We start from the raw sequence: 24520 nt of genomic DNA, 5'->3' as shown, positions 1-24520 counted from the left end.
GGCACGGCCTGGACCGAGGGTGGAAGAACTGCGCTCCGCGCAGTTCTTCCAACGGGCCGGTGGCAAGACCTTGAAGGTGGATTTCAAGCCGGCAGCGGGCGCGTTGCTGGTTGAACCTGCAGCGCTGCCGTGTTGGTTGGCAGGATCGTCGCCGGTCTTGACCCTGGCTGTTCGATGAACTGCGCGATGCGCAGTTCATCGACCCCGCGTCCAGCGCTTGCGCTGGTCCGGGTCCAGGGGTGGACAACCCCTGGTCGGGGCCCCGGGGTGAAACCCCGGCGCAGCGCCTAAAATCTACGCCTTCGGCCGCGCGAGGTTTTCCTTCAGATCGATCCACCACACCGGCGCGCCTGCGGCGGGCTCGCCGCCGGGCGGCCCGACGCTCACCTCGACGCGGATCGGACCCACTGCGCGCATGTAGATGCGCTGCCCGACGGCTGTCGCGCCGAGCTTGCAGATTGCGATCTCCACGCGCGGATCGTCGGCTGCGACTTCGCCGTCGTCCTCGGCGCGCATGTACAGCACCTCGACGTTTGGCTTCGTGCATGCGCCGACCTCGCGCCACACGTCGTACTCGACGGACGGATCGAGCACGTCGGCGAGCTGGCCGTGGCGGTTGCGGCCCACGCGGTACTTGAAGGTGTCGCGCTTCTCGGCGCGCACGCTTGCGCCGATGCGTTCGAAGCGCATCGCGAGGGCGCCGAGTGCGCAGGCCGTCTTCACGGTTGGCGCGCCGAGGTTCAGCCGATCGGGCTCGATGAACCGGTGGATCTTCACGTTCTTCGGCAAGGTCGCCGTGAGTTTGTCGAGCAGCGCCGGGTGCATGCTCATGCGACCGCCGAGCATCACGCGCAGGCCGTCGTAGGGATCCGGATCGCGCCCGATCTTCTCGAGCGCCTTCTCCAGGCCCACGCGCACCTCCTCCACGGCCTCGGAGAACCAGCCGTCGATCTCTGCCGCGATCGCCTGCCGATCCACTTCGAGCGGGAAGTCGAAGAACGGACCGTCGAGCGTGGCGAGCTTGATCGACTTGGGCGGGCGCGCGTCGCCGCCTTCGAGCAGCGGCCGGATCGCGTCCTTCAAGACCTCGGCGTTCGCACGCCCTTCCGGACTTGCGACGAGCAGGTGCTCGAGCGCGCCCACGGGGGTCTCCTCGCTCGGCCGATCAAAGGGCACGCGCGCCGCGTTCACGCTCGCCTCCGCGGCCACGTAGATCCGGTAGGCGAGCCTGTGCAGGAGCCGCTCGCCGCCGAACCACGGGATGCTCGTCGGCTCCAGGTACTCGATCATCCGCTCGTGGCCGCCCTCCATCTGCTCATCGGGTTTGGCGTTGCGGAACAGACCGAAGACCACGCCCGTCTCGCTCGCGCCCGCGTCGAGCGCCACGAAGGGCACCGGATCGGGCTTCGGTTGCACGGCGAATGCGCGGAATGCGAAGGCTGCGAACGGGATCGCTGCGGGGCCTGCGTCGACCACGTTCAGCATGTCCATGTCGTGGAACTCGAGCATCCCGGCGGGCAGGCTGCGGAAGATGCCGCGACGCACGGCGACGAGCGCGCTCTTGCGCCGATCCTCGTTCCAGCCCGAGGGCATCGCCACGAGGTAACGCGTGTGGATACCGCGCGTCCTGTGGTTCACGTGCAGGCCGATGTAGTAGGCGTAGAGCTCGATCGGATCGAAGGGATCATGCGCGCCGATCCCGTCCTCGTCGATGATGGGCGGCGCCGGCTTCTTGAGCGTCTCTTGCGTCTCGGGATCCCCGCGCCCGCGCAGCGAGATCTTCTCCTTGCGGTCCACGCGCTCGCGCAGCATCGGCAGGTGCGTCAGCGTCGCGGCGCTGAGCGCGAGCGACTCCTCGCCGCCTCGCTTGCGCGCGGTGCGTGCCGCGTGCCCGATCGTCACCTCGCCCCAGCGTGTCATCGGCAGGATCACGCGATCCCGCCACGCCTTCAGCGTCCGTCCGAGCTGCTCGAACGAGATCTCGCTCGGGTTCTCGTAGTCGGCCGACACCACGGGCGCGCTCGTCGCGCCGATGCGCACGAGCTCCGGCGCGCTGCGATCGCCGCGCAGGGCGACGACCGTCGTGCTCGATCCGAGATCGATCGACACCCACTCCTTCAGCACGTCGTGCTTCGGATCGCGCCGCTTCACCTCGGGCGGCACTGCGTCCTTGTCCGTGCGCCCGATCCGCCGATGGATACCGACGACCTTCCCCTGGCGCAGGATCGCGATCGCCGTCTGCCCCACGTACCGCGCGCCGTTCCAGAGCCCGGCCGAGGGATCCGTGAGCAGGTGCCCTTTCACGCAGGGCAGGTTCGCCACCACCGTCGGGAACAGATCGGCGAGCTGATCACTCGACGCCGCGCCGTCGTACCGCTCCACCTTGATCGCGGGGCTGTAGTAGTCCTGCGCGCCTGCGCCGTAGATGCGCGGTGTCGTCTGGATCAGCTTGAGGTACGGGACGGGCGAGGTGTGTTCGTCGAGCCTGTACTCCTGGTACTGCTTCGTCCACCCGATCTGGTTTTCCATCTCGGGGCCGATGCGGGGCACGCTCGCGTTCATCTCGGTGCCGAAGTAGAGGAACTTCGTCGGCGCGCCGCCCACATACGCCGCGATCCGCACCTCGATGAACGACTGCGAGGCTGGCAGTGGAGGCAGGGGGATCGTGTAATCGAGCACAAGCGTGGTGGACCAAGGCTGATCGAACAGGCGCGACTCCCACCTTGTCACCAGCGTCGGAAAGCCCCTCCCCTCGAGCGAAGTGAGCCTCTCGGCCTCGCGAAGGTGGGCGTCGTCGATCGACAGCTCGTAGAGCGACATACGGGGCGACCTTAACACGAACATGCAGGCGGTCGGCAAAGGCCCTTTGGGGCATCCGTGACCCCCGCGGCCCGCAGAGCGCCCCCGCCTTTTCCCCCACCCGCCTCCTGGGCTCGCGCCCGGCACCCGTGGTAAGCTCGAGACGTGTTGGATTCCTTCCGCTTCTCGCGAGCGATGATCCGATGACGCTCACCCCCGGCCAAGTCATCGACGACAAGTACCGCATCGTCCGCCTCCTCGGCACGGGAGGGATGGGCGCGGTCTTCGAGGGTGAGAACACGCGGATCAAGCGCCGCGTCGCCATCAAGGTCCTGCACGCGAGCGTCTCCGGCTCCGGCGAGACCGTCGCGCGTTTCGAGCGCGAAGCGCAGGCCGCGGGGCGCATCGGCTCGGAGCACATTTGCGAGGTGCTCGACCTCGGCGTTCTCCCCGACCAGTCGCGCTACATGGTCATGGAGTACCTCGATGGCGAGACCTTGAGCGCGCGGATCAAGCGCTCGGGCCGCCTCCCGCCGGCGCAGAGCATCCCGCTCATGGCGCAGGTCCTCGACGCGCTCGGCGCCGCGCACGCCGCGGGGATCATCCATCGCGATCTCAAGCCCGACAACATCTTCATCCTGCCGAACAAGGCGGGCCGCGTCGACTTCATCAAGATCCTCGACTTCGGCGTCTCGAAGTTCTCGCAGATCGGCGGCGAAGAGATGAACGTGACGCGGGCCGGCTCGGTCGTCGGCACGCCCTACTACATGTCGCCCGAGCAAGCACGCGGCATGGCCGTCGTCGACGCGCGCAGCGACATCTACGCGCTCGGCGTCGTGCTCTACCAGGCGACGACGGGACAGGTCCCCTTCCGCGCCGAGACCTTCAACGAGCTGCTCTTCAAGATCGCGCTCGAACTGCCGCCTCCGCCGCAGCAGTTCGTCCCGGACCTCGATCCCGAGTTCTCCCTGATCATCCAGCGCGCCATGGCCCGCGAACAGGTGCACCGCTTCCAGTCGTGCGCCGAGTTCAAGGAGACGCTCCTCGCCTGGCAAGCCGCGCGTGGTGGACAAAGCATCGTCCCTGGCCCGCGTTTGCCGACGCAGCCCCCCGGCGTGCTCGCCGCCCCCGGCCCGTTGACGGCGACGCCGCTGCCCGGCGTGATCCCGGGCGTCGGGATGACGACGCAGCCGCCTGGCGTGCCCGGCATGGGCGTGACCGGACAAACCGGCACCTCGCTCGACGGCTCGCAAGGCACGGCGAACGCGTGGGGCCACACCTCGGGCACGGCCACGCCGAAGCCGTCCCGCGCGGGCGCGGTCGTGGGCGGGCTTGTCGGGCTCGTCCTGCTCTCGGGCCTCGGCGTCGCCGGGTACCTGATGCTCGGCAAGAAAGAGTCGACGCAAGCCGGAGGCTCGATCCCATCCGCGAGCGTCGCCCCGCTCGCCCCGACGACCGCGGCCACGCCGGCCACGCCGCCGACCCCGAGCGCCGCGGACGTCGACCCCACGCCGCCGGACACGAAGACGGCGGAGCCCGCCACGAGCGCGGCGCCGACCCCGACGACCTCGGCGGCTCCGCTCGGGACCCCCTCGGTGAAACTCGGCGGTCCTCTCCCCAAGCCCTCCGCGACGTCGACGAACAAGCCGAACAAGGGCGGCACGACGGGCGGCGACTTCGGATACTGAACGACGCGGGAAACCAGCGCCCGCCACCCCTCTCCCAGCAGGAGAGGGGCTGGGGGGGACGCCGTTCAGAACCGACCGACGAGCCCAGCGCCGTTCGGCGCGACGTACGGCATGACGCTCGCGCCGGCTGGTTTGTCCTGCTTGCCCCCGATCAGGAACAACGCGACGCCGGCGCCGGCCAGCGCCGCGCCCGCCGCGAAGCCCACGATCGCGCCCGTCCCGCGCGAGGCCGCCGCCTCGTCGAGCGCGGTGATGTTCGCCTGCTGGTCGTCGGGGCACGGCTTCGGACAGGCCTTGAACGCGGCGTCCGCGTCGCCCGACTTGCTCACGAACATCACCGTGAAGATCGTCCCGGCGATGATCCCCGCGCCGCCGAGGCCCATGCCCGCGATGCCCACGTACTTCAGCGGGCTCGTGCCCTGCGGTTTCTCCGGGCCCACCGGCCCACCGCCGCCGCCGGTTTGTCCGCTCCCGTCCGGCAACGCAGCGCCCGCCGCCGGCGCCTCCACTTCGAGCGACACTTCTTTCTTCTCGCCGTCTCCGAGCGAGACCTCTTGCGTGACGGGGCTCCGCCCGGCCGCGGTCGCTGTCACCACGTGTTTGCCCGGATCGATCGGCCGGTGCACACCGATGAGCGCGGACGTGACGCCCTGCTCGTCGAGCTTGACCGTCACCTTCGCGGGATCGGTCGCGCCCGGACCGGTGAGCACGATGCGCAGCGAGCCGATGCGGGGCTCGATCGCGGCAAGCTCGGTCCTCGCGTCCTCCTGGGCTCGCTTGAACGCGGCGGGCGCGCTCGCGGGCAACTCCTCGCGGATGATCTTGAGAAACGACTCGCGCGCGGCAACCAGCTTGCCGAGACCCACCTGCCCGCGCCCGATCAGCAGAAGGTGCGGCGGCGCGTGGATGATCGCCTCGGCGCGGCTGAGGAGATCGATCGCCTCGGCGTAGTCCTTCTTTTGCAGGGCCTCGGCGCCTTGTTGCGCCAGGGAACGCGCGGCCGCCTTCTCCTCGGCCGTCTGCGAGGAAGCAGTCCCCGGCGAAAGGAGCGCGAGCGCGACAGTGGCGGCGGCGGCGAGCGGAGCGAGACGATGGAGGCGCACGGGACGTAATCTCCTCGAACTCCGACCCTACCACACGAGCAGGCGCATCGAGCAAATCCCGCGCCGCGCGGGCTTCGTCCGCGAGACCGCCCACGACGGCATTGCTTTCGCATGGGCGGATCTCATGAAAACCCGCTCCCCCCGCCTGGTCATCGTGAGCGCGCGGGCGCCGTTCGTGAGTACGCCGAACGGCATCGTCCGCGCGCCAGGCGGCTTGATCTCCGCGCTTCTGCCGCTCATGCGCAGGTCACGCGGCACCTGGATCGCGGCGGGCGCCGACCGGGACGCTTGCGAGGCGAGCGAGCTGCCCTTCCGCGTGCGTGCCCTCTCCCTCCCTTCGGAGACCCGCTCGGCCTGGTATGCAGGCGCCTCGAACGGCGCGCTCTGGCCGCTCTCGCATGGCTTCGTCGAGGTGTGTCGTTTCCGCGCCGAGCAGGCACGCGCTTACTTCGAGGTGTGCCGTGCGGCCGCGGAGGCCGTCGCCGAGCACGCGCCTCCGGGCGCCGTCGTGTGGATCCACGACTACCAGCTCGCGCTCGTCCCTGCCCTGCTCCGGGCGCGGAGGCCCGACCTCACGATCGGCTTCTTCTGGCACATCCCCTGGCCCGCCGCCGACAACCTGCGTGTGCTCCCCTGGGCCTCCGAGCTCGTCGACGGCCTGCTCGGCGCGGATCTCGTGGGCCTGCACGTGCCGCGGTACGTGCGCGCCTTCCGCGACGCGCTCGACGAGCTCGGCGTCGCGTACGTGATCGAAGACGGAGGCATCGTCGTCCCGCGAGGCGCGCGCCACGCGCGGGTCGAAGCGTGGCCGATCGGCATCGACGTCGAGGGCTGGGCCTCGCTCGGGCGCGACGAGAGCGTGGCCGCGGAGGCCGCGCGCATCACCTCGGATCTCGGCGGCGGCCGCGTGCTGCTCTCGGTCGATCGCATGGACTACGCGAAGGGCATCGTCGAGCGGCTCGAAGCCTTCGAGCGGCTGCTCGAGCAGAGCGCCGAGGTCCGCCAGCACGTCACGCTCGTGCAGATCGGTGTGCCGAGCCGCGAGACGGTGGCGGCGTATCGTGACCTCCGGCAGCGGATCGAGGCCACGGTCGGCCGCATCCAGGGCCGCTTCGGCGGGCCCCGGAGAAAGCCCGTGCACCTCTTCGCGCGGACCTTGGATTCGACCGAGCTCGCCGCGTATTACCTCGCGGCCGACGCCGCGATCGTCACGCCGAAGCGCGACGGCATGAACCTCGTCGCCTTCGAGTACGTCGCCACGCGGCCGAGGCCGAACGGCCGGCTCTTGCTGAGCACGACCGCGGGCGCGGCCGACGTGCTGCCCGAGGCGCACCTCGTCAACCCCTACGACGAAGAGGGACTCGTGTCGGCGCTGGGGCACGTGGCCCTCGCGCCGGAGACTTCGAGTGACATCACGCGGATGGCTGCGCTCCAGGCCAGGGTCTCCCGGCTCTCCGTCGAAACGTGGGCCTCGGGCTTCCTCGCGCGGCTCGAACAGGTGACGGAGGAGCGCGTGCCTGCGCGGGCACGGGAGACGCGCTTTGCTGCGTCCGTGCGTGTCACACGCGCGCGCTGACGAGCTGCCTCGTGCGCGCCATGCGCGGACGGAGCGGCCGTGATCGGGACGCACGAGGGCGGATGGCACCGGACGTGCTGAACCCTCGTGCCTCATGTCCAGCATGACCCGCTCGTTGAATCCAGGCTCGGAGGGCAAGGACTCCGGGCGAACCGGCCCGACACGACCCCTCGTCGAGGGCCAGGTGATCCCCTCGGTGGGGCACGTGTTCCGTTGCCCCCAGTGCAGCCGCGTCTTTCTCGTCGTGGCCGCGGAGGGCGCGACGGCCGCACCGCGATGCGCGTGTGGCGCCGAGCTCGTCGCGGGCACGTTGCCGGCCGGCGCGCACGAGATCCAGATGCGCGCGCATTCCAAGCGACGAAGCACGTCGCGCCGCGCGCGCCCGCGTGGCGAGGAGATCGATCAAGGCTACGGCTCCTCGCACGGCTACGGCCCTGGGCATGGCGGGCCCACGAGCCCGGGCGACGCGCCTGCGTGCGGGACCGAGAGCACGCCCCCTTGTGATCAGGCGTCCTTGGACAAGCCGGCGGATCCGGAAAAACCCTGAGATTCGTGTTGCTCCGACGGCGTGCACGCTCTGCCCGGCACGCAGGCTGCATGGAGGGAATGCGGGCGGACGTCCTCGCGGCGTTACCCCGCCTGCGCGGCACGACGTGTGCGCCGCGCGTGCCGCGCGAGAGGGAGGTAGGAGAGCATGTCGATTCTGCTCTGGATTCTGTTCGGTCTCGTCGTGGGCGTGATCGCGAAGCTTCTGACGCCGGGTCGCGAGCCCGGAGGGTTCATCATCACGGCGCTGCTCGGCATCGGCGGCGCGCTCCTGGGCGGCTTCCTCGGACGCGTGCTCGGGATCTACCCGACGTACCAGTCGACCGGCGGCTTCATCATGTCGATCATCGGCGCGATCGTGATCCTCGCAATCTACAACATCGCCACGAAACGTCGCACCGCCTAGAGCCGCGTCACCAGCGTACGTGGTTCGGAGGCGCGCCCCGCGGCGGGAGGAGTCCCGCGCGGGGCGCGTTTCATTCGTTTGTACTCGAAGTGTTCCCGTCGAGATCGATCTGCGACGTCCGCTCTGTCGCCCTCGATCCCGGGGCCGCGTCGCGCGCCGGACCCACCCCCTCGGGCAGCGTGCTGCCGCGCGCGGCCGCCGCGACGAGCAGTCCCATCACGAACGCCACCACGAGCGGCACGACGCGCGGCGAGAAGGCGCGGTGCCGGAGCAGCGGCGGGGCCGCGATGCTCGTCGCCGCCTCGTCGACCTGTATAGGCACCTCGGGCCGCGTCGCGTCGCACCGCGCGCTCGTCGCGGAGACGATTGCACCGGGATCACGCGCCAGGATCCGTGGACGCCGAACACCTTCGGGACGCGTGTCCTCCGCGGGGGGCTCCTCGATCGGCGCCGCCGACCTCGCGGGCGACGTCATCAACTGCGGCGACATCGGCTCCCGCCACGTGTCCGGCCCGCCCGCCTGCTCCCCTGCGTAGACCTCGCGCGCGAGCTCGGCGAGCTCCGCCAGCGCGACCGGACCGCCCTCGATCGAGAGCGCGGATCCCGCTGCGCGGAGCGCCTGCTCCATCGCCGTCGCGCTCTCGAACCGATCGCGCGGATCCTGCGCCAGCGCGCGCTGCACGACCGCTTCGAGCGCGGGCGGGCAGTCCCATCGCAGCGTCGCAAGCGGCGGGATCTCTGCGTCGAGCGCTTGCCGGATCATCTCCACGTCCGCACCGCGCCGGAAGAGCGGGCGCCCCGTCAGCATCTCGAAGAGCACCACGCCGAGCGCGTACACGTCGCCGCGCGCGTCGAGCGGCTGCCCGCGCAGATGTTCCGGCGCGATGTACCCCATTTTCCCCTTCACCAGACCGGGCGCCGTGTCGCGCGGCACGTGCGCGCTCGTCGTCTTCGCCACGCCGAAATCGATCAGCTTGATCTCGCCGTCGACGGACACGAGGATGTTCTGCGGGCTCACGTCGCGATGGACGAGGCCGATCGGCACGCCATCATCATCCTGGAGCGCGTGGGCATGCGCGAGCGCGCGCGCGGCCGCGGCGCCGACCTCGATCACCGCGCCGAACGGGAACGATCGACCGGTCGCCTGCAGCGCGCGCCCGAGCGTCGCGAGATCCGGGCCACGCACGTGCTCGAGCACCAGGTGATCACGTCCTCGGTGCGACACGAAATCGTAGAACCGCGCGATGTTCGGATGACGCAGGCGCGCCGAGATCCACGCCTCCCACGCGAACATCTTCACCACCGCCGGCGCCGCGCGGAACTCGTCGCGCAGCCGCTTCACCACCACCGTGTGCTCGATGGCGTAGAGCCCGCGCCGCCGCGCGAGGAAGACCTCCGCCATCCCGCCGCTGCCGAGCTGCTCGGCGAGCTCGTAGCCCCCGGCGCCCATCGGCAGCCGCTCCGGCAAGCTCCCGCGTGAACCCGCCTTCGACGCGGGGAAGGGCCACCTCGCCGAGGCCGACGTCGTCGGGCGCGATCGCCTGTCCATCGTGCGTGCTCGGCTCGGACCGCGATCGCGCCTCCGCCTTGGTCGCACCTTGAACTCACCCCCCTCCGCCACGAGAGCATCATGGCGCAAGCTCCCCCGCTCGCCAGCGTCATTCGTAGGCTCGCTTGCTCGATCCAAACGTGAGAACGAGGCAGGACGGCGCGCGATGTTCGTGCTGCTGTGCGCGCCGTCCGCGGGGTGCATCGCGTGCTCCGAGCACGCGCCTTGCCACGCGAACGAAGTCCGTCCGCGCCTCCGCGCCTCATGTCGCTGCGGCTTGCCGGTTCTTCTCCGGCTTGCGCCGCGCGAGCGCGCGGACCTCGGCGAGTGTCACCACGCGGAGCGCGAGGAGCAGCCCTGCGTGCGTGATCGCGCCCGCGATCACCGCGGCCCAGAGCCCCAGCGTCTTCAGCGCGACGAGCGCGACGAACGTCATGACCACCGTCGCGAGCGTGGCCCCGCCGAGCCGCCCGATCGGCGCTTCGCGCACGTATCGCAGCACGAGGATCCCCGTCGCGACGAGCGTGCCCACGGAGGTCACGAGCGCCGCGAAGGCCGCTCCGAGCGCGCCGTGCTGCGGCACGAGCCACATGTCGAGCGCGACGTTCGCCACGAGCGCCGGCCCGAGCACCGCGCCGAGCTGCCGCTCGCGCTTCGAAGCGAGCAGCGGCAGCGCCGCGACCTGGAACGCGAACGTCGCCGGCACGTGCCACGCGAGCACCCGGAGCACGTCCGACGTACCTGCGAAGTCGCGCCCCTCGTACACGAGCGCGACCACGTCCGGCGCGACGAGGCTCACGCCCGTGGCGAGCGGGAGCCCGAGCGCTGTCGCCACCACGAGCGCCGTCCGGAAGAGTTTCACGAAGCCTGGCTGATCATGCGCGTAGAGCCGCATCCCGGCTGCGAATGCGGCGCCGAGCACGAGATCGGAGATCAGCTCGAGCTGCTCGATGAGCACCCACGCCGCGCTGAACACGCCGACGGCCGACTCGCCGTCGAGCCAGCGCAGGATCACGCGATCGGCCTGCCGGATCACGCCGAGCAGCGCGCCGATGAGCCCGAGCGGGATGCTCTTCTTTGCGATCGCCACGAGCTCGCCGAGGCCCACTTCGAGCCTCGGCTGATAGAGCCGCGTGCGCAGGAAGTGGTACGTCAGCGCGAGCTCGATCGCGTTGCCGAGCGCGAGCGCGCCTGCCGCCGCGAGCACGCCGAAGCCCGACGCGACGAGCGCCACCGACAACCCGATCACGAAGAGCCGCGCGCCGAGCTCGACGTACAGGATGTACTGGAAGCGCTCGTGCGCTTCGAAGCTCAGCCACATCGTCGTGTAGAGGACCGTGGCGAGCTGCGACGCGGCCGCGATCACCACGAGCGTCGCGCCCTCCCCCGCTCGTGTCGCCAACGTGAACAACGTCGCGCAGAGCAGCGTCGTCGTGCCCATCGCGCCGCGCACGACGAGCGCTGCGCCGAGGTGCCTCGGCCCGAGCTCCGGCGTCACCGCGATCTCGCGCGCGAGATACCCGCGCACGCCGAGGCCGGCGACCACGGCGGCCATCGAAGCGATCGCCAGCGACGCCTGCAGCTCCCCCCACGCGGCCACGCCCAGCCGTCGCGCCAGGTAGCCCACGTAGACGACGCTCAGGACGGCCATGATGGCCTGCTTTGCGATCATCAAGGCGGCGTTCCACGCCACCCTTTGTCCCTGGTGCATCCTGCGCGCCCCCGCTCCGCGACAGCGGACTGACGCTTCGATGCTCGAAGTCCCCTCGCGTCGTGCGAGCGCTCGGGCTTCTCAGGACCACAAAAGCAACATGGCGGCCGGAGCCGCCACGTTTTGCTGCTTGCGTGGTGTTTTCCCGGGACACCACGACTTCTGCTTTGAGCGGGACACGAGATTCGAACTCGCGACCCTCAGCTTGGGAAGCTGATGCTCTACCAACTGAGCTAGTCCCGCGAACTGCGAACGCATGTCTAGCCAATCTCGCGGAGCTTGGCAAGACCTTGCGCGCTCGCAACGTTTCCGCCCCGGCTGACGACCGGATGCCCGGTCACCTCCTCGATCCACGCGCCCGAGCCCCCCGCGCCGTTCCGACCTGTATTACCTTCGCTCCGTGCCTCCCGCTCGTCTCCGTTTTCTCGCGGCAGCGCTGTTCGTCCCCACCCTCGCTCTCGCGACCGCGAGCTGCGGTGGTCCTCAGGTTCCTCCAGGCGGCACGCCTGCGCAGAGCGCCGAGGTCGAGTGCCCGGATCCGATCGGAACGATCCCGCGGGAGAGCTGCGCCGAGATCGCCGACGACTTCGGCTCCTTCGACGTCTCGAGCTCCCTCAAGCTCGCCGGCGCGAGCCGCGGCGCCGAGGTACGCATCGAGGCGATCCGCGCCGCCGCCGATCTCGCGGCCAAGCTCAAGGAGCGCCGCGTCGCGCTCTGCGAATCCTACAACACGTGCAAGACGAAACCCGCCGAGCACGCGGCCGAGGATCAACGCCTCGCGGGCCTCATGAAGGAGCTCATCGATACCTGGGACGCGCGCAAGTTCCTGAACGCGGATGACGTCGTCCGCTTCCGCGCAGGCGTCACGAAGATCGCTGGCAAGCTCGACGGAACGACCGCGGTCCCGAGCGCGGAGGGCGGCGCGCCGGTCGTGGTCAAACCCGCGAAGAAGACCGTGCGCGGCGAGGCGCTCGCGCGGATCGAGGGCGCGGGGCTCAAGTTCACCACGTCCGATGGCAACGTCACGATCACCTCGACGGCCGCGGGCGCGCACGACGCGCTCCGCGCCGCCGCCGAGGAGCTGCGCGGCGGCGGGGGTCGCATGCGCGTGCGTATCTTCGGCTCGTACACGCCCTCGACAGCGCCGCTCATCGCGGCCGGTGACGAGCTCACCATCCGCTTCAAGTACCGCGCGACGCAGGCGGGCGAGCTCCACGTCGCGCTGCGCTCGCTCGAGGATCCCGACGCGGTCGAGAGCACGATCGTCTTCCGCGTCGCCGCGGGCACGGGGACGGAGAGCACGACGCTCACCGCCACGCCCGGATCGAGCGGGTTTTACGTGGGCATCAGCGCGCGCGGCGCCGGCAACGTCGAGTTCGACGACGTGGAGCTCGTGCGCCAGAACGCCGTGATCGCCGCGGCCCGCGCCGAGTCGGCGAGCGAGCCGCACCTCGTGTCGAGCTGCAGCACGAACAAGAAGAAGGCGCTCGCGGGCAAGGCCTCGTTCCTCTGCGAGTCGGGCGACGGGGACAAACTCGTTCTCGGCCAGCCCAAGGGCCACCTCTACCTTGCGCTCAAGACGCCCGCGGGCGAACGCGCCAGGATTCGCACCCTCTCGCTCGAAGGGGGTCGCAGCCTCGATCTGAATGGGAAGGAAGACACCGAGCTCGTCATCGGGCTCGATGGACCGGGCTCATCGACGATCCAGTCCATCGAGCTCCTGCCCGTCGGCTCAGATTAGGTCTCGTTCGCCGCGGGCCGCTCGCGCTCCGTCATCGGCGGGAGCGTCTTGGCGCGCGTGCGGGCCTGGGAGACGACGGGCGCCGCCTCCTTCTGGAGGAACGCGAGCACGCTCGTCGGATCTGCCTCGGGCACGATCCAGGGCAAGCTGCGCAGCTCCAGGTCCTCCGCCGGCAGCCACCGCAGGCTCCGCGTGATCAAAACGACCTTCTTGCCGCGCCCCATGAGCTCCCTGGCGAGCCTCGCCCCGCCGCGCGGCGCCGGCGGCAGATCCAGACAAACGAGGCAGAGATCGAAGGGCCCGCCCTTCGCCCACGAGCGCGCCGCCTCCACGGAGTACGCCTCGACCAGCTCGACATCCTCGATCAGCGGCTCGAGCCCCTGGACGAGCGCATCACACGTCGAGAGCCGCGGATCTCTTGCCACCAGGATCCGGCGGCTCCGCGGCGCGACGTCGGTTCGTGCATCGATCATCGTCGCTCGGAACCCCTCAAGCGCCCCCATATTCCCACCCCTCCCGAGAAGCGACCGACTTCTGGGCCGAGCGTACCCTCATTCGACGCCCGAGGGCTACGCCCGACGCGCCCCGCGGCGCCCCCGAACCCCCTTGAGCCATTTTTCGTCAGGCCTTATAAGCGCCCCGGGCGAATCACCGGCCGCGCCGAGGTCCCACACGTCCGGGGCGGCTCGCCGACGCAGGAGATCCATGAGCCAGTTCAGCGTGCAGAGCCGATGCGAGTGCCAGGCGATCCTTCTTGCGACGCTCGACGAGAAACATCACGTCGTCACCGGCACGGCGTCGCGAGGGCGAGCGCGCGAGGTCGCGCCGGCCCACAGCATCGGGGCCTCGGGCGAGCGCTTCGACATCGGGTGGGCCTGCCCCTTCTGCGGCCGCAACACCCTCCGCTCGTTCTATGTGGGCGCCTTGCGCCCCGTCCGCGCGGCGTCCTAGCAGCCTGTGGAATGATCGTCGCGAGCGCCCCGAAGCTAGGGCGACGGAGCGAGGAATCCTGAAGGATTTCGAGCGATGTCGACCGACGATCCGGGGCGCGCAGCAGATAAGTCCACAGGCTACTAACGCGCGGCCAGCTCCGCTTCGAGCAGCCGCGCCGTCACCTCCGCGCGTGGCGCCTCGCCGGCCCGCTGCCGTAGCCAGCGCGCGTGCAAAAGTGCCTTCGCCGCCTCGTCGTGGTGACCTTCCTCCGACAGGAGCGCGCCGAACAGCGTGAACGTTCGCGCGCGCCACTCGTCCTGCGAGCACGCCTGCCGCAGCAGCACGAGCGCGCCCCGCGTATCGCCGCGCCGACGTAGCTTCCGCGACCGATAGATCAACCCTTCGACGGCATCGAGCTCCCCATCCGGCCGATGCACCGTCCGTCCTTCGCGAACGCCCACGTGGGCGCGCACGCTTCGACCACCTCTCCGGCTCATGGCGGCCCTTCCAGCAGGGCCCGTTCCAACCGCCGGCGCGGCCGTTCAGGGGGACTTCATCGTCCCGAACACGTAGTCCCAGAGCGGCGACGAGACGCCCCAGCGCGCGTGGGCGCCGGTGTGGTGGTGGATCATGTGGTGCCGCTTGATCCACTTGCCCCAGCGCGAGCTCATCCGGAAGTGGTGGATCGCGTAGTGGGTGCCGTCGTACACGAGGTAGCCGAGCCCGAAGCCCACGAAGAGCGGATCCACGAGCACGGGCCCCACGATCGCGCGGAAGAGCAGGTAAAACACCACGCCGAACGGGATGCTCGCCCCGAGTGGGAACACGAGCCGATCCGCGTCCTGCGGGAAGTCGTGGTGGACCCCGTGCAGGACGAAATGCACGCGCCGTTGCCAGAGCCGTGGCCCCACATAGTGGAAGACCCAGCGGTGCAGCACGTACTCGGCGAGCGTCCACACGAACAGGCCGAGGAAGCCGAGCGACAAACCGATGACGAGCCCGGTTCCGTTCTCGTAGGCACGGAACGCGAGGTAGCCGTAGACCGGGAGCCAGAACAGGAACGGCGTCGCCGGGTGGATGCGGGAAAACCGCTCGATGAGCGGGGTCTCGAACATCCGGCAGGTGGCCGGTTTGGACGATCCGCCGACGCGATCCGGGGCCATGGCTACCATCGACCCGACACCTAACGCATTCCGGGCAGAATCGCCAGAGTACGCAAGGCGCGCAAACCCTGGCGAACCGAGACCTGGAACACCTTTCCGGGACCGCCGCGCCAGCGCGCGGCGAGGTCCGAGGCGCGCGGAAGACGCTTCGGCGAATCAAGGAGTGATTTCGGGAGCTTGTGCTGCAGAGTCGAGGTGCGACCCGAGGGAGCCGGGCGACGAAACATCCTTCGCGTCGCACCTGAGGGGCGCGGGGCAAAGGCTCAGAAAGACGCTTCGTAGAGCGCGCGGAGGTCGTCCCGGGTGCAGGGCCGCGGGTTCGACGTGTGGCAGGCGTCCTGGAAGGCGAGATCGGCGAGGCGATCGAGGTTCTCGCGTGGCACGCCCGCCTGCGAGAGGGTCGCCGGCAAGCCGATCCGCTCGCGCAGCCGGCGCACGGCCTCGACGCAGCCGGCCGGGCTCGCCTCGCCGCCGAGCAGGACCGAGACCTCCGCGAGGCGCGTCCTCGCGACCTCCGCGTTGAACGCGCAGACCGCCGGCAGGCACAGCGCGTTGGCGAGCCCGTGGTGCGTCCCGTGTTCACTCGACAGCGGATGCGCGAGCGAGTGGCACGCGCCGAGCCCCTTCTGGAACGCGACCGCGCCCATCATCGCGGCCTTCATCATCCCGCCGCGCGCCTCGAGGTCGACGCCGTGCTTCACGGCCCGCTCGAGGTACCGCCCGACGTGCCGGATCCCTTCGAGCGCGATGCCGTCCGCCATCGGGTGATCCCCCTTCGCCACGTACGCCTCCAGGCAGTGCGTGAGCGCATCGATGCCCGTCGCGGCCGTGAGGAACGCTGGCATCGAGCGCGTCAGCTCGGGATCGAGGAGCGCGGCGTTCGCGAGCAGGTGCGGCGAAAAGATGACGGTCTTCCGGTGGTTGACGTCGAGCGTCACCACGCCCGAGCGCCCGACCTCGCTGCCCGTCCCTGCCGTCGTGGGCAGCGCGAGCATCGGCGGCACGTTTGCCGTGATGTGCTGGTCGCCGCCGATCGCGTCGTCGTACTCGGCGAGCGGCCGGTGGTGGTGGATGCCGAGGCGCACGAGCTTGCCCACGTCGAGCGGCGAGCCGCCGCCGACCGCGATCACGAGGTCCGCGCCCGACGTCCGGAACGCGCGCACGCCGTCGTGCACGTTCGCCTCGACAGGATTGCCGAGCACGCCGTCGAAGACCGTCCACGGGATCCCCGCCTCGCGCAGTGACGCCTCGATTGGCGCGAGCAGCCCTGCGCCGACGACCCCCTTGTCCGTCACGACGAGCGCGTGCTTGCTGCCGAGCCGCTTGGCCTCGGCGCCCGTCTGCTTCGCTGCACCGGCCCCGAACACGATCCGCGTCGGGAAGCTCCAGATCGACAGTTGTCCCATGCGCTTGTCGCCTTCGTCCTCTCAGATGGCCTCGAAATACCGCGCGAGCTCCCAGTCGGTGACCGCTCGCTCGTACTGGCGCACCTCCCACTGCCGGGTGCGCACGTAGTGATCAACGAACCCGTCGCCGAGGATCCTCCGCATGCGCTGGCTCTCCGCGAGCAGCGCCGTGGCCTCGGCCAGCGTGCGCGGCAGCCGATCGCGCCCCTCGCCGCCCTCGCCCGCGTTGCCCGTGATCGGCGCGTCGGGTTCGATCGCGTTCTCGATGCCGTAGATCCCCGCGCCGAGCGTCGCTGCCATCGCGATGTACGGGTTGATGTCGGCCGCCCCCTGCCGCACCTCGACCCGCGCGGCCTTCGTCCCGGCGCCCACGATCCGCAGCGCCGTCGTGCGGTTCTCGAAGCCCCACGTCGCCGTGAGCGGCGCCCACACGCCGGGCACGTAGCGCTTGTACGCGTTGATCGTCGGCGACACGAGCGCCGTCATCTCTCGCATGCACGCGAGCTGACCGCCGATGTAGTGCCGCATCGGCCGCGAGATCCCGCCCTCGGACGGCGGCCCCTGGAACACGTTCTCCCCGTCCTTCCAGAGGCTCTGGTGCAGGTGGCCGGACGAGCCCGGCAGGCTCGCGTTCCACTTCGCCATGAACGTCACGCTGAGCCCGTGCTCGTAGGCGATCTGCTTCATCGCGACCTTGAACAGCGCCGCCTTGTCCGCCGCGCGCAGGGCGTCGTCGTACCGGATCGCCGCCTCGTACACGCCCGGCCCTGTCTCCGTGTGCAGCCCTTCGAGCTCGATGTCGAAGGCGCGCATGCCGTCGTAGATCGCGGCCATCAGCTCCTTCTGCTGGCCCTCGCGCACCCACGAGTAGCCGAACATCCCCGGCGAGAGTGATTCGAGCTTCTGGAACCGTTTTTCGTGAAGCGACGCGGGCGTCTCTTTGAACAGAAAGAACTCGTACTCGGCCGAGAGCTTCGCCTGGTAGCCGAGCGACGCCGCGTGCGTGATCACGCGCTTCAGCGCCGAGCGCGGGCACGCCGGGTGCGGGCCGCCGTCCGCGTCGCGGAAGTCCGCGAGCATCGCCACGGTGCCGGGCTCCCACGGCACGAGGCGCTTCGTCGAAGGATCGAGCACGGCGTGCGCGTCGGGGTAGCCCGTGTGCCAGCCGGTCACGCGCGCGTTGTCGTAGAGGACGTCGCCGATATCCCAGCCGAAGATGACGTCACAGAACCCGAACCCGCACGACAGCGCCGAGCGCAGCTTCTCCATCGACACGTACTTCCCTCGAAGCACGCCATCGACGTCGAACCCGCCGATCTTCGCACGTCGAACCCCCCGCCCTTCGAGCTCCCCCAAGAGCTCGTCGTACGACGCTCCACCCATGCCCCACCCCTGCCGCAGTTCGTACCACAGCTTCGCGGCGTGCGCGGGGCGCTACGGGCTCATTCGACGCGCTCGGGAGGTTCGACCGCGACGCTCTCCAGGTCGCTCTTGATGTTTGTCCCGCCAAGATCCACGAGGATCGCCCCGGGCCCGCGGCGCTTGGCTGCGTCGAGGGCAGCCGTGGCGCGGCCGAGGACGTCCGCGGCGCTGTCGGCCGAAGGCGGCCTCCACACGGCCACGCCGACGCTCAGCGTGATCGCATACCCCGCGTCCTTCGCCGCGGCGGCCATGTGCGCCGCGGCCCGCGTGAGCACGCTCTTCACGGCGGCGTGATCCACGCAGGGCAAGAGCAACGCGAAGTCGTCGTCGCCCCACCGCGCGACCACGTCGTACTGCCGCCGCGACGCACGCAGCGCCTCGCCGAGCAGCCGGAGGAGCGCGTCGCCCTTCTCCCTCCCGAGCGCCTCGTTCACCGCGCCCATGCCGTCGACGTCCACGCGCGCGACGGCGTACGAGTCCCACACGCGTTGCGCGCGCCGATGCTCGCGCTCGCACTCCTCCTCGAAACGACGCCGGTTCGAGAGCCCCGTCAGCGTGTCGACCCGCGACACCTCGTCGAGCTTGCGCGCCATCGCCGCCGACGCGCTCTGATCACGCACGACGTCGATCCGCCCCACCACCACGCCGCCCTTCACGACGGGCGCGCTCGTCCACACGAACGTGCGCGACGGCGGCCCCGTGATCTCCAGCGGATCGATCTCCACGCGCTCCGGCGAGAGCGCGCTGCCTTCGAGCACCAAAAGCGGCCCTGCGAGCTCGGGCGCGTCCTTTTGGATCTGCCCGAGCAGACGCGCGCGTCCCTGCCCCACGCACGATCCCGGATCGAGCCCGAGCAGCGCGGCGGCGCGGCGCCCGGCGGCGCGGCACACGAGCCCTTCGTCGAACACGAGCACCGCCTCGTCGAGGACGTCGAGCAGCGTTTCGAGCGCGAGGTCCAGGGAGTTCGTCGGTCGCAACGACATCGCCTTCGAAAGGTACCACCCGGAACTCGGTCCGGCCCAACTTCGAGGCTCTGGGATCAGGGCGCGACGGAGAGCGTGCGTCGCGACAGGAACCGGAGCAGGTCCTCCTCGCGCCCCTTGGGCCAGCGCCGGTGGAGCGCGGTCCCGACGATCTTCGTGCACTTCTTGTCGATCGCGCACGACGGCTCCTCGGCGTTCGCCGCGCCGAGGCGGAGCCCGGTCGTCTCGGCCGCGATCGCGTCGCGCGCCCGGAGCCAGCGCTCGACCGAGGCGCAAGGCGCGATCTGATCACACGCCCGGTACATCACGAACGCCGGCGGCGGCGGACCCGGGCACGACCACGCGGCGCGCGGCGCGTCGCTGCCGTACGTGGCGAACGCCGCGACCCGATCGGCGCGCATCATCGCGTACGTCGCGGCCATGTGCCCCCCGTGCCCGGCGCCGACGGCGTAGATCCTGCGCCGATCGACGTGTCCACGCGTCGCGAGCACCGACACGAAGTGGTCCGTGGTCGCGACGTCGACGTTGTCCTCGCCGGTGTAGTCGACGTCGAACATCGCGCCCTCGCGGTTGCCGTGCAGGGCGCGGCCTTGCGGGGAGAGCACGATGAAGCCCGCGTGCGCCGGGTCGCCGGTCAGATCGAAGCGGGCGGCGAGCTTGCGCAGGGACGTCTCCTTGTCGACGCTGCGCGGGTTGTCGCCGGCATCGTGGAAGAAGACGAGGAGCGGCAAGGGAGCACGCGTCTCGATGCCCTTGGGCGTGATGACGCACGCGTAGCGCGGCGCGCCAGCGGCGTCCTTCCACTCGAGGACCTCGGCGCCGGGACAGGGCGGCCTCCCGAGCGTGCGCTTGATGTCGCGATCGGGCAGCCCATCGACCGCGACGCAGCTCCCTTCGGTGGGCGGGCGCGTCACGGGCTTGGCCGCGGCCGACGCTGTCATGGCGGGCAAGGGCGCGGCCCCGCCGTCCTTGCGCCCTCCATCTTTGGCGCTCGCGTCGCTCGCCGTGGCATCGGCGGCTCCCGCGTCGCGATCGAAGACGCCGTGCAGATCTCCGCCGTCTACATCGGAGGAAGGAAGCGAGCACCCCGCGCCGACGAGCGATGCGAAAGCGAGCGGCGCGGCGAGAGCGAGCGCGCAGGCGAAAATCCGGAGCCGCACGGGCGACACTCTAGCCAAGAAGCGCGCTCCGCGAAGCGTCAACGCACCGCGAAACGGAGAAGCGGGCGTTCCAAAAAAGGGGAACGTGCCTGGATCCGGATCACGACCGCGTTACGACAAGGGGGAATCGTCTTGGATTCGGATGCGCGAGCGGTTGCGAGATGTGGGAACGCTTCTGGATCGGGATCCGGGAGCGTTACGAAGATTCCGAAACGCGTGTTCCTTCAAAGCGGGGCACGTTGCGAGAAAGGGGAACACGCGTCGCTTCGGATCCGCGGGCGTTGAGAGGCGTCGGAACCGCCCCTCGCTTCGGATCCGGGAGCGTTGCGAGAAAAGGGAACGCGCGTTGCGGCGAGGTGGGGAGTGTTCCCACGTCTGGGAGGCAGGTTCAGACGGAGGGCAGGCTCTCGAGCCACGCGATCGCCTCGTTCCAGGAGAACAGGCGGTGGGATTCACGGAGCACCTTCCACTCCTCGCCGCCGTCGTGGGTGATGGCGCGCGCGGATGGTTCCTCCTCCACGAGGAGAGCGATGAGCCAGTCGGTGGTCATCGGCATGTCGCCTGGGAGGACCTCGAAGCCCTGACGCAGCAGGCCGCCGAGGGTCCGCTGCTTGGCCTCTTCCCACCCGCCGCTCGTCGGATAGCGCTCATACAACGTATCCGCCCAGCCCGCGGCGAGCGCCTGGTCGAGCTCGAGCCGAGAGACCTCGATGCCGAGCTGGGCAAGGAGGTCGTCGAACAGTTGGGACGAGAAAGCCGCCCCCTTCTCCACCCGCATCTGGCGCCGCCGCTCCAGGTAGACCTGCGGGTGAATGACGATGGTGACGCCCTTCTTGCGCGCGAGCGGCAGCAGCAAGCGCAGCTTCTTCGCGCTGCGCGCGCAGTTCGTGTCGATCCAGAGGCGAAGCACGGGCTAGCCCTCGGCGTCGTCGCCAGGAAGCCCGAGGGCTTGGTCGATCTCCTCCGTCTTCCAGGCCTCCCAGCGCCCGGCAGGCTTGGAGCGTACGAACCAGAGGTAGCCGCCTGCCTGAAGCCCGAGGTCGTCGAGCATCAGCTTCGGCAGCTTCGTGTACCCCTCGGGGGTCACCCACTGATCCTCGGCCCCGCTCCCTCGCGCACGTTCGCGAAGCTCGTCGTGCGCTTCGGAGGGCTGTCGCGCGACCGAGGTCACGCCCTCCGGCGAGCGGCTGAAGCGGATGACCTCCGGGCCATCGAACATCGGGACGTGGCTCTCCAGGATGATCTGGTCGACGAGCCCGTTCCGCACCTGCTCGCGCAGCACGTCGCGCAGGAGCTCCTGATAACTCGGATCCAGGCTGATCTCCGGCTCCTCGATGGCCACGATGGCCGCGCGCGAAGTGAGCACCGCGGCGCAGAGCGCGACCACCTGCTGCTCGCCCGAGCTGAGCTCCGAGACGCGGAGGATCTGCTTGCGGCGGAGCTCGAAGCGCAGGTCTGCGTCTCCGTCGGGCTGGCGCACGACGTTGACCTCGCGGCCGGACAGCGTCTTGAAGCGCGAGAGGAGCTCTGTGAACGCGCGCCATCGCTCGATGTCCGCGGGTTCGAGAGAGTTCGCGAGCTCGAGCAGGCGGGCGGCAAGCTCGGCGGACAGCGGGGACGCGGGCGCATCGGCCCGCCGCCTCTCGTCGCTCGGGTACAGGTACGCGCGGCGGCGCGCGTCGAACCGAAAGAGGGGCCGGCTGCCCGGACCCATCGGGGCATCGAGCCGACCCAGGGTCGACGCGAGCTGCTGTTCTTGAAGGGGGCTCAGACCCTTCTCGTTCGTTGCAATGGCCGTGGCCTTCTTCGCGGGCATGGGCACCTCGTTTTCCCTCCCTGCCCACGCTCCATCGACACGAAGGGTCACCTGGTTGCCTGCTTGCGTGAAGATCGCGGAAAATTTTTGCCCATCCGCCAGATGAACGTCGATCTGAAGGGGATCGCGGATGCCCGGCGGCCAGTCCCGATGCGAGACGATGAGGCCCGACGCGTCCTCGAGCTGCTCCCATCCGCGCAGGATGCTGTCGGCATCACACGCGCGACGCGCGACCATCCAGAAACCAAGCGCCCGAAAGAACAACTCCAGCGCCGCCAGCGCGTTCGACTTGCCGCTCCCGTTCCCTCCATGGAAGACCGCGACCTCGTCCGCCACGCCTCCCGACGCGAGCGGGATCTCGGTCGGACCCTGAAACGTGCGGAAGTTCTGCACGACCAGCCGGGAGATGCGGAGCGATGGCGTGGTGCGGGGAATCACGCGTGAAGCTCAGCAACGCCCGGAAACGGGGTCAAGAGACAACCTCTATGGCCGCCTGCCCCACCGTCCGCGCCCTCGATCCCGAAATCACCCGCCCCCCACCTTGAAAGCCCAGGCCGACTGGCTACGTTCCCCCGACCCTCATGGACCTCTTCGACGGCATCCTCGGCGCCCTTCTCCTGGCTCTCGTGGCTTTCCAGACCTGGCTCACGATCCGGGTTTTCAAGAGCCGTCTCTTCGAGCGCAAGCAGAAGATCCTTCAGACCCAGCTCATCTGGCTCCTGCCCGTCATCGGCGCCGGTCTCGTCTTCACGATCCTCGTGGAGGAAGAGCGCAGCCACAAGCCGCCCCCCACCCAGCTCTCCTGAGCCGCCTGGCAACTCCGGCGACCACTCTCCCCCCCTCCCCCCACGGGCACGATCCTCCCTCGGATCGCCCTCACCGTAACGACCACCCCCGGCTCATGTTGAGTGCCGCTGGCCTTCGGCGCTAAGGTGGCGCCGATGTCCATCACGCCCGGTACACTCCGAGCCGAGTTGGAGGCGCGTCGAGCCTCCGGACGCACCTTCGATCTGAGAGAGTCGCTCTCCGTCCTCGTGCCGCTCTGCACAGAAATCCAGGAGCTGCATCGCGAGGGCAAAGCGCTCTTCATTCACCCCTCCGCCATCCTCTACACGGGCTCCACCGTCAGCCTGCTCGAGGACAAGGCCGAGGCACTCCCCGTGCTGCCGTCCGATCGCGCCTGCATCGCGCCCGAGTCTCGCAAGGGCACGCCCGGCGACGCGCGCGCGAGCGTCTTCAGCATCGGCTCCATCCTCTACGAGATGCTCACCGGCGGCAGCGTTGGTCCGGGCATGAAGCGGCCCACGGACGTCGTACCCGACCTGCCCGCCTCGCTCGAAATGATCCTCGGCAAGGCCCTCGTCGCCGACGCGAAGCACCGCCCCGCCGATCTCGGCGCGCTCGCGCAGGCCCTGCACAACGTCGCGCCCGGCGCCTCCATCGCGCCGCCGCCCACGGACGCAGGCCTCGACGACGGCGTCGATGTCGATGTGGCAATGTCCCTCATCCCGCCCGCCACGACGACCGGCGGCGTCGCCATCCCCGCCGCGCCGAGAGCCCCCAACATCCCCGGCGCGCCCGCCGTCCAGGCACGACCCGCAGCACCCGTGAACGACGGGCCCTTCCCCATCACCGTCGTGAAGGCGCCCGAGGCGCGCAACGCGAACGACCCCACCCAGCGCCTCGCCGACCTCAAGGCCGCGCTCGAGTCCGATCCGCGTCCGCGTTACGTCGTCATCAAGGACGGCATGGATCACGGGCCGTTCAGCGCCGTCGAGGTCCTGCAGCAGATCGCCACGGGCAACTTCCTCGGGGAGAACCCGCTGCGCGATTCAATCCTGAACGAGGAGCGGTTCATCAAGGACTGGGAGCAGTTTGCCCCGTACGCCGAGCAGGCGAAGCTGAACCGCGACATCAAGCAGGAGAAGAAGAACCTCGAAGCCGTCGTCGTCGCCGAGCGCAAGGGCACGCAATACAAGGCGCTCATCGGTCTCGCCGTGATCGGCGTGCTCGGCGCAGGTTTCGCCGGGTGGCTGCTCAGCGTGCGCGGCAGCAAGAACGAGACGAAAGAGGTGCAGGGCGACAGCGTGGTCGCCGTCGAAGTCGACGCCGGGCTCGGCAAGGGCAAAGGCGGCCCCGCAGGCGGCGGCGCCCTGGGCGGCGGCGGCGGCAAGTACCCGGTGCTCGGCGGCGGCATGAGCTGCGAGGGCGCGCGCTCGAAGTACATCGAGGACTACAGCAAGGACGCACCGCCCGATCTCAGCGCAGGCTCGTTCGGCAACGTGCTGAACCGAGGCAACTACCTCAACTCGTGCAGCGTGCCGCCCTCGACCGAGGTGAGCATCTGCGCGGCCATCCAGAACGGTCGCGCCGTCGGCGTGACCGTGACGTCGAAGCCCTCGAACCCAGGCATCAACTCCTGCGTCGCCGGTCAGGTGCGCGCGCTCTCGTTCCCAGCGCACCCGCGTCTCGACGTGACGCAAACGACGTTCGCCGCGAACTAGCCCGACGCGGCCGT

The 24520-nt window shown here is 70.0% G+C and carries 21 protein-coding genes and 1 tRNA gene; 8 read left to right on the top strand and 14 right to left on the bottom strand.

The window, feature by feature from the left end:
• Window positions 1–294: 294 nt before the first annotated feature.
• Window positions 295–2820, bottom strand: a complete 2526-nt coding sequence (locus POL67_RS27605) for a hypothetical protein (RefSeq protein ID WP_271922332.1) — start codon at window positions 2818–2820, stop codon at window positions 295–297.
• Window positions 2821–3002: 182 nt separating this feature from the next.
• Between POL67_RS27605 and POL67_RS27600 the strand changes: the two genes are divergently transcribed.
• Window positions 3003–4487, top strand: coding sequence for a serine/threonine-protein kinase (locus tag POL67_RS27600; RefSeq protein ID WP_271922330.1), 1485 nt, complete (start codon window positions 3003–3005; stop codon window positions 4485–4487).
• A gap of 65 nt (window positions 4488–4552) precedes the next feature.
• Here POL67_RS27600 and POL67_RS27595 read toward each other — a convergent pair whose 3' ends face one another.
• Window positions 4553–5590 carry a peptidase associated/transthyretin-like domain-containing protein gene (locus POL67_RS27595; protein WP_271922328.1) on the bottom strand — a complete coding sequence of 346 codons (1038 nt, stop codon included), beginning with the start codon at window positions 5588–5590 and terminating at the stop codon, window positions 4553–4555.
• A 124-nt stretch (window positions 5591–5714) separates the two neighbouring features.
• On the opposite strand from POL67_RS27595, the gene POL67_RS27590 reads away from it, so the two are divergent.
• From POL67_RS27590 to POL67_RS27580, 3 genes are all read left to right on the top strand, one after another.
• Complete coding sequence (locus POL67_RS27590) at window positions 5715–7166, top strand: alpha,alpha-trehalose-phosphate synthase (UDP-forming) (protein ID WP_271922326.1); 1452 nt, start codon at window positions 5715–5717, stop codon at window positions 7164–7166.
• Window positions 7167–7260: 94 nt separating this feature from the next.
• Window positions 7261–7713 (top strand): hypothetical protein, encoded by a 453-nt coding sequence (locus POL67_RS27585; protein WP_271922324.1) that lies wholly within the window; start codon window positions 7261–7263, stop codon window positions 7711–7713.
• 147 nt (window positions 7714–7860) lie between these two features.
• Window positions 7861–8118: a GlsB/YeaQ/YmgE family stress response membrane protein gene (locus POL67_RS27580; RefSeq protein WP_271922322.1), complete on the top strand. Its 258-nt coding sequence runs from the start codon at window positions 7861–7863 to the stop codon at window positions 8116–8118.
• 70 nt (window positions 8119–8188) lie between these two features.
• On the opposite strand, the gene POL67_RS27575 is transcribed toward POL67_RS27580, so the two are convergent.
• From POL67_RS27575 to POL67_RS27565, 3 genes are all read right to left on the bottom strand, one after another.
• Entirely contained in the window at window positions 8189–9667 is a 1479-nt protein-coding gene (locus POL67_RS27575) for a serine/threonine protein kinase (protein WP_271922320.1), read from the bottom strand.
• A 262-nt stretch (window positions 9668–9929) separates the two neighbouring features.
• Complete coding sequence (locus tag POL67_RS27570; protein ID WP_271922318.1) at window positions 9930–11339, bottom strand: oligosaccharide flippase family protein; 1410 nt, start codon at window positions 11337–11339, stop codon at window positions 9930–9932.
• 209 nt (window positions 11340–11548) lie between these two features.
• Window positions 11549–11621, bottom strand: a tRNA-Gly gene (locus POL67_RS27565).
• A 157-nt stretch (window positions 11622–11778) separates the two neighbouring features.
• Between POL67_RS27565 and POL67_RS27560 the strand changes: the two genes are divergently transcribed.
• Window positions 11779–13119 (top strand): hypothetical protein, encoded by a 1341-nt coding sequence (locus tag POL67_RS27560; RefSeq protein ID WP_271922316.1) that lies wholly within the window; start codon window positions 11779–11781, stop codon window positions 13117–13119.
• On the opposite strand, the gene POL67_RS27555 is transcribed toward POL67_RS27560, so the two are convergent.
• Window positions 13116–13592 carry a hypothetical protein gene (locus tag POL67_RS27555; protein ID WP_271922314.1) on the bottom strand — a complete coding sequence of 159 codons (477 nt, stop codon included), beginning with the start codon at window positions 13590–13592 and terminating at the stop codon, window positions 13116–13118. The genes POL67_RS27560 and POL67_RS27555 overlap by 4 nt on opposite strands.
• Window positions 13593–13824: 232 nt before the next feature.
• On the opposite strand from POL67_RS27555, the gene POL67_RS27550 reads away from it, so the two are divergent.
• Window positions 13825–14070, top strand: a complete 246-nt coding sequence (locus POL67_RS27550) for a hypothetical protein (protein WP_271922313.1) — start codon at window positions 13825–13827, stop codon at window positions 14068–14070.
• 122 nt (window positions 14071–14192) lie between these two features.
• Here POL67_RS27550 and POL67_RS27545 read toward each other — a convergent pair whose 3' ends face one another.
• From POL67_RS27545 to POL67_RS53735, 8 genes are all read right to left on the bottom strand, one after another.
• Window positions 14193–14549, bottom strand: coding sequence for a hypothetical protein (locus tag POL67_RS27545; protein ID WP_271922311.1), 357 nt, complete (start codon window positions 14547–14549; stop codon window positions 14193–14195).
• 45 nt (window positions 14550–14594) lie between these two features.
• Window positions 14595–15224 (bottom strand): sterol desaturase family protein, encoded by a 630-nt coding sequence (locus POL67_RS27540; RefSeq protein WP_271922309.1) that lies wholly within the window; start codon window positions 15222–15224, stop codon window positions 14595–14597.
• A gap of 254 nt (window positions 15225–15478) precedes the next feature.
• Window positions 15479–16621, bottom strand: coding sequence for an iron-containing alcohol dehydrogenase (locus tag POL67_RS27535; RefSeq protein WP_271922307.1), 1143 nt, complete (start codon window positions 16619–16621; stop codon window positions 15479–15481).
• Window positions 16622–16642: 21 nt separating this feature from the next.
• Window positions 16643–18004, bottom strand: a complete 1362-nt coding sequence (locus POL67_RS27530; RefSeq protein WP_271922305.1) for a glutamine synthetase family protein — start codon at window positions 18002–18004, stop codon at window positions 16643–16645.
• Between the two features lie 59 nt (window positions 18005–18063).
• Entirely contained in the window at window positions 18064–19026 is a 963-nt protein-coding gene (locus tag POL67_RS27525) for a GGDEF domain-containing protein (protein WP_271922303.1), read from the bottom strand.
• A 56-nt stretch (window positions 19027–19082) separates the two neighbouring features.
• Entirely contained in the window at window positions 19083–20186 is a 1104-nt protein-coding gene (locus POL67_RS27520; protein ID WP_271922300.1) for an alpha/beta hydrolase family protein, read from the bottom strand.
• 388 nt (window positions 20187–20574) lie between these two features.
• Entirely contained in the window at window positions 20575–21096 is a 522-nt protein-coding gene (locus POL67_RS27515; RefSeq protein ID WP_271922298.1) for a hypothetical protein, read from the bottom strand.
• Window positions 21097–21099: 3 nt separating this feature from the next.
• Window positions 21100–22440: an AAA family ATPase gene (locus POL67_RS53735; RefSeq protein WP_271922296.1), complete on the bottom strand. Its 1341-nt coding sequence runs from the start codon at window positions 22438–22440 to the stop codon at window positions 21100–21102.
• Window positions 22441–22583: 143 nt separating this feature from the next.
• On the opposite strand from POL67_RS53735, the gene POL67_RS27505 reads away from it, so the two are divergent.
• Both POL67_RS27505 and POL67_RS27500 read left to right on the top strand, forming a co-directional pair.
• Window positions 22584–22808 (top strand): hypothetical protein, encoded by a 225-nt coding sequence (locus POL67_RS27505; RefSeq protein ID WP_271922294.1) that lies wholly within the window; start codon window positions 22584–22586, stop codon window positions 22806–22808.
• 135 nt (window positions 22809–22943) lie between these two features.
• Window positions 22944–24506, top strand: a complete 1563-nt coding sequence (locus POL67_RS27500; RefSeq protein ID WP_271922292.1) for a serine/threonine-protein kinase — start codon at window positions 22944–22946, stop codon at window positions 24504–24506.
• The last annotated feature ends 14 nt before the right edge of the window (window positions 24507–24520 follow it).

The organism is Polyangium mundeleinium (assembly GCF_028369105.1).
GTDB lineage: Bacteria > Myxococcota_A > Polyangia > Polyangiales > Polyangiaceae > Polyangium > Polyangium mundeleinium.
The sequence above is the reverse complement of the archived record's forward strand: the minus strand, read 5'-3'. Positions and strand labels throughout refer to the sequence as shown.

What these genes read in the sequence shown, in the direction of transcription:
- POL67_RS27605 (WP_271922332.1), bottom strand. Translation starts at nt 2,820, where the DNA reads ATGTCGCTCTACGAGCTGTCGATCGACGACGCCCACCTTCGCGAGGCC.
- POL67_RS27600 (WP_271922330.1), top strand. Translation starts at nt 3,003, where the DNA reads ATGACGCTCACCCCCGGCCAAGTCATCGACGACAAGTACCGCATCGTC.
- POL67_RS27590 (WP_271922326.1), top strand. Translation starts at nt 5,715, where the DNA reads ATGAAAACCCGCTCCCCCCGCCTGGTCATCGTGAGCGCGCGGGCGCCG.
- POL67_RS27585 (WP_271922324.1), top strand. Translation starts at nt 7,261, where the DNA reads ATGTCCAGCATGACCCGCTCGTTGAATCCAGGCTCGGAGGGCAAGGAC.
- POL67_RS27580 (WP_271922322.1), top strand. Translation starts at nt 7,861, where the DNA reads ATGTCGATTCTGCTCTGGATTCTGTTCGGTCTCGTCGTGGGCGTGATC.
- POL67_RS27575 (WP_271922320.1), bottom strand. Translation starts at nt 9,667, where the DNA reads ATGGACAGGCGATCGCGCCCGACGACGTCGGCCTCGGCGAGGTGGCCC.
- POL67_RS27570 (WP_271922318.1), bottom strand. Translation starts at nt 11,339, where the DNA reads ATGATCGCAAAGCAGGCCATCATGGCCGTCCTGAGCGTCGTCTACGTG.
- POL67_RS27555 (WP_271922314.1), bottom strand. Translation starts at nt 13,592, where the DNA reads ATGATCGATGCACGAACCGACGTCGCGCCGCGGAGCCGCCGGATCCTG.
- POL67_RS27550 (WP_271922313.1), top strand. Translation starts at nt 13,825, where the DNA reads ATGAGCCAGTTCAGCGTGCAGAGCCGATGCGAGTGCCAGGCGATCCTT.
- POL67_RS27545 (WP_271922311.1), bottom strand. Translation starts at nt 14,549, where the DNA reads ATGAGCCGGAGAGGTGGTCGAAGCGTGCGCGCCCACGTGGGCGTTCGC.
- POL67_RS27540 (WP_271922309.1), bottom strand. Translation starts at nt 15,224, where the DNA reads ATGGTAGCCATGGCCCCGGATCGCGTCGGCGGATCGTCCAAACCGGCC.
- POL67_RS27535 (WP_271922307.1), bottom strand. Translation starts at nt 16,621, where the DNA reads ATGGGACAACTGTCGATCTGGAGCTTCCCGACGCGGATCGTGTTCGGG.
- POL67_RS27530 (WP_271922305.1), bottom strand. Translation starts at nt 18,004, where the DNA reads ATGGGTGGAGCGTCGTACGACGAGCTCTTGGGGGAGCTCGAAGGGCGG.
- POL67_RS27525 (WP_271922303.1), bottom strand. Translation starts at nt 19,026, where the DNA reads ATGTCGTTGCGACCGACGAACTCCCTGGACCTCGCGCTCGAAACGCTG.
- POL67_RS27505 (WP_271922294.1), top strand. Translation starts at nt 22,584, where the DNA reads ATGGACCTCTTCGACGGCATCCTCGGCGCCCTTCTCCTGGCTCTCGTG.
- POL67_RS27500 (WP_271922292.1), top strand. Translation starts at nt 22,944, where the DNA reads ATGTCCATCACGCCCGGTACACTCCGAGCCGAGTTGGAGGCGCGTCGA.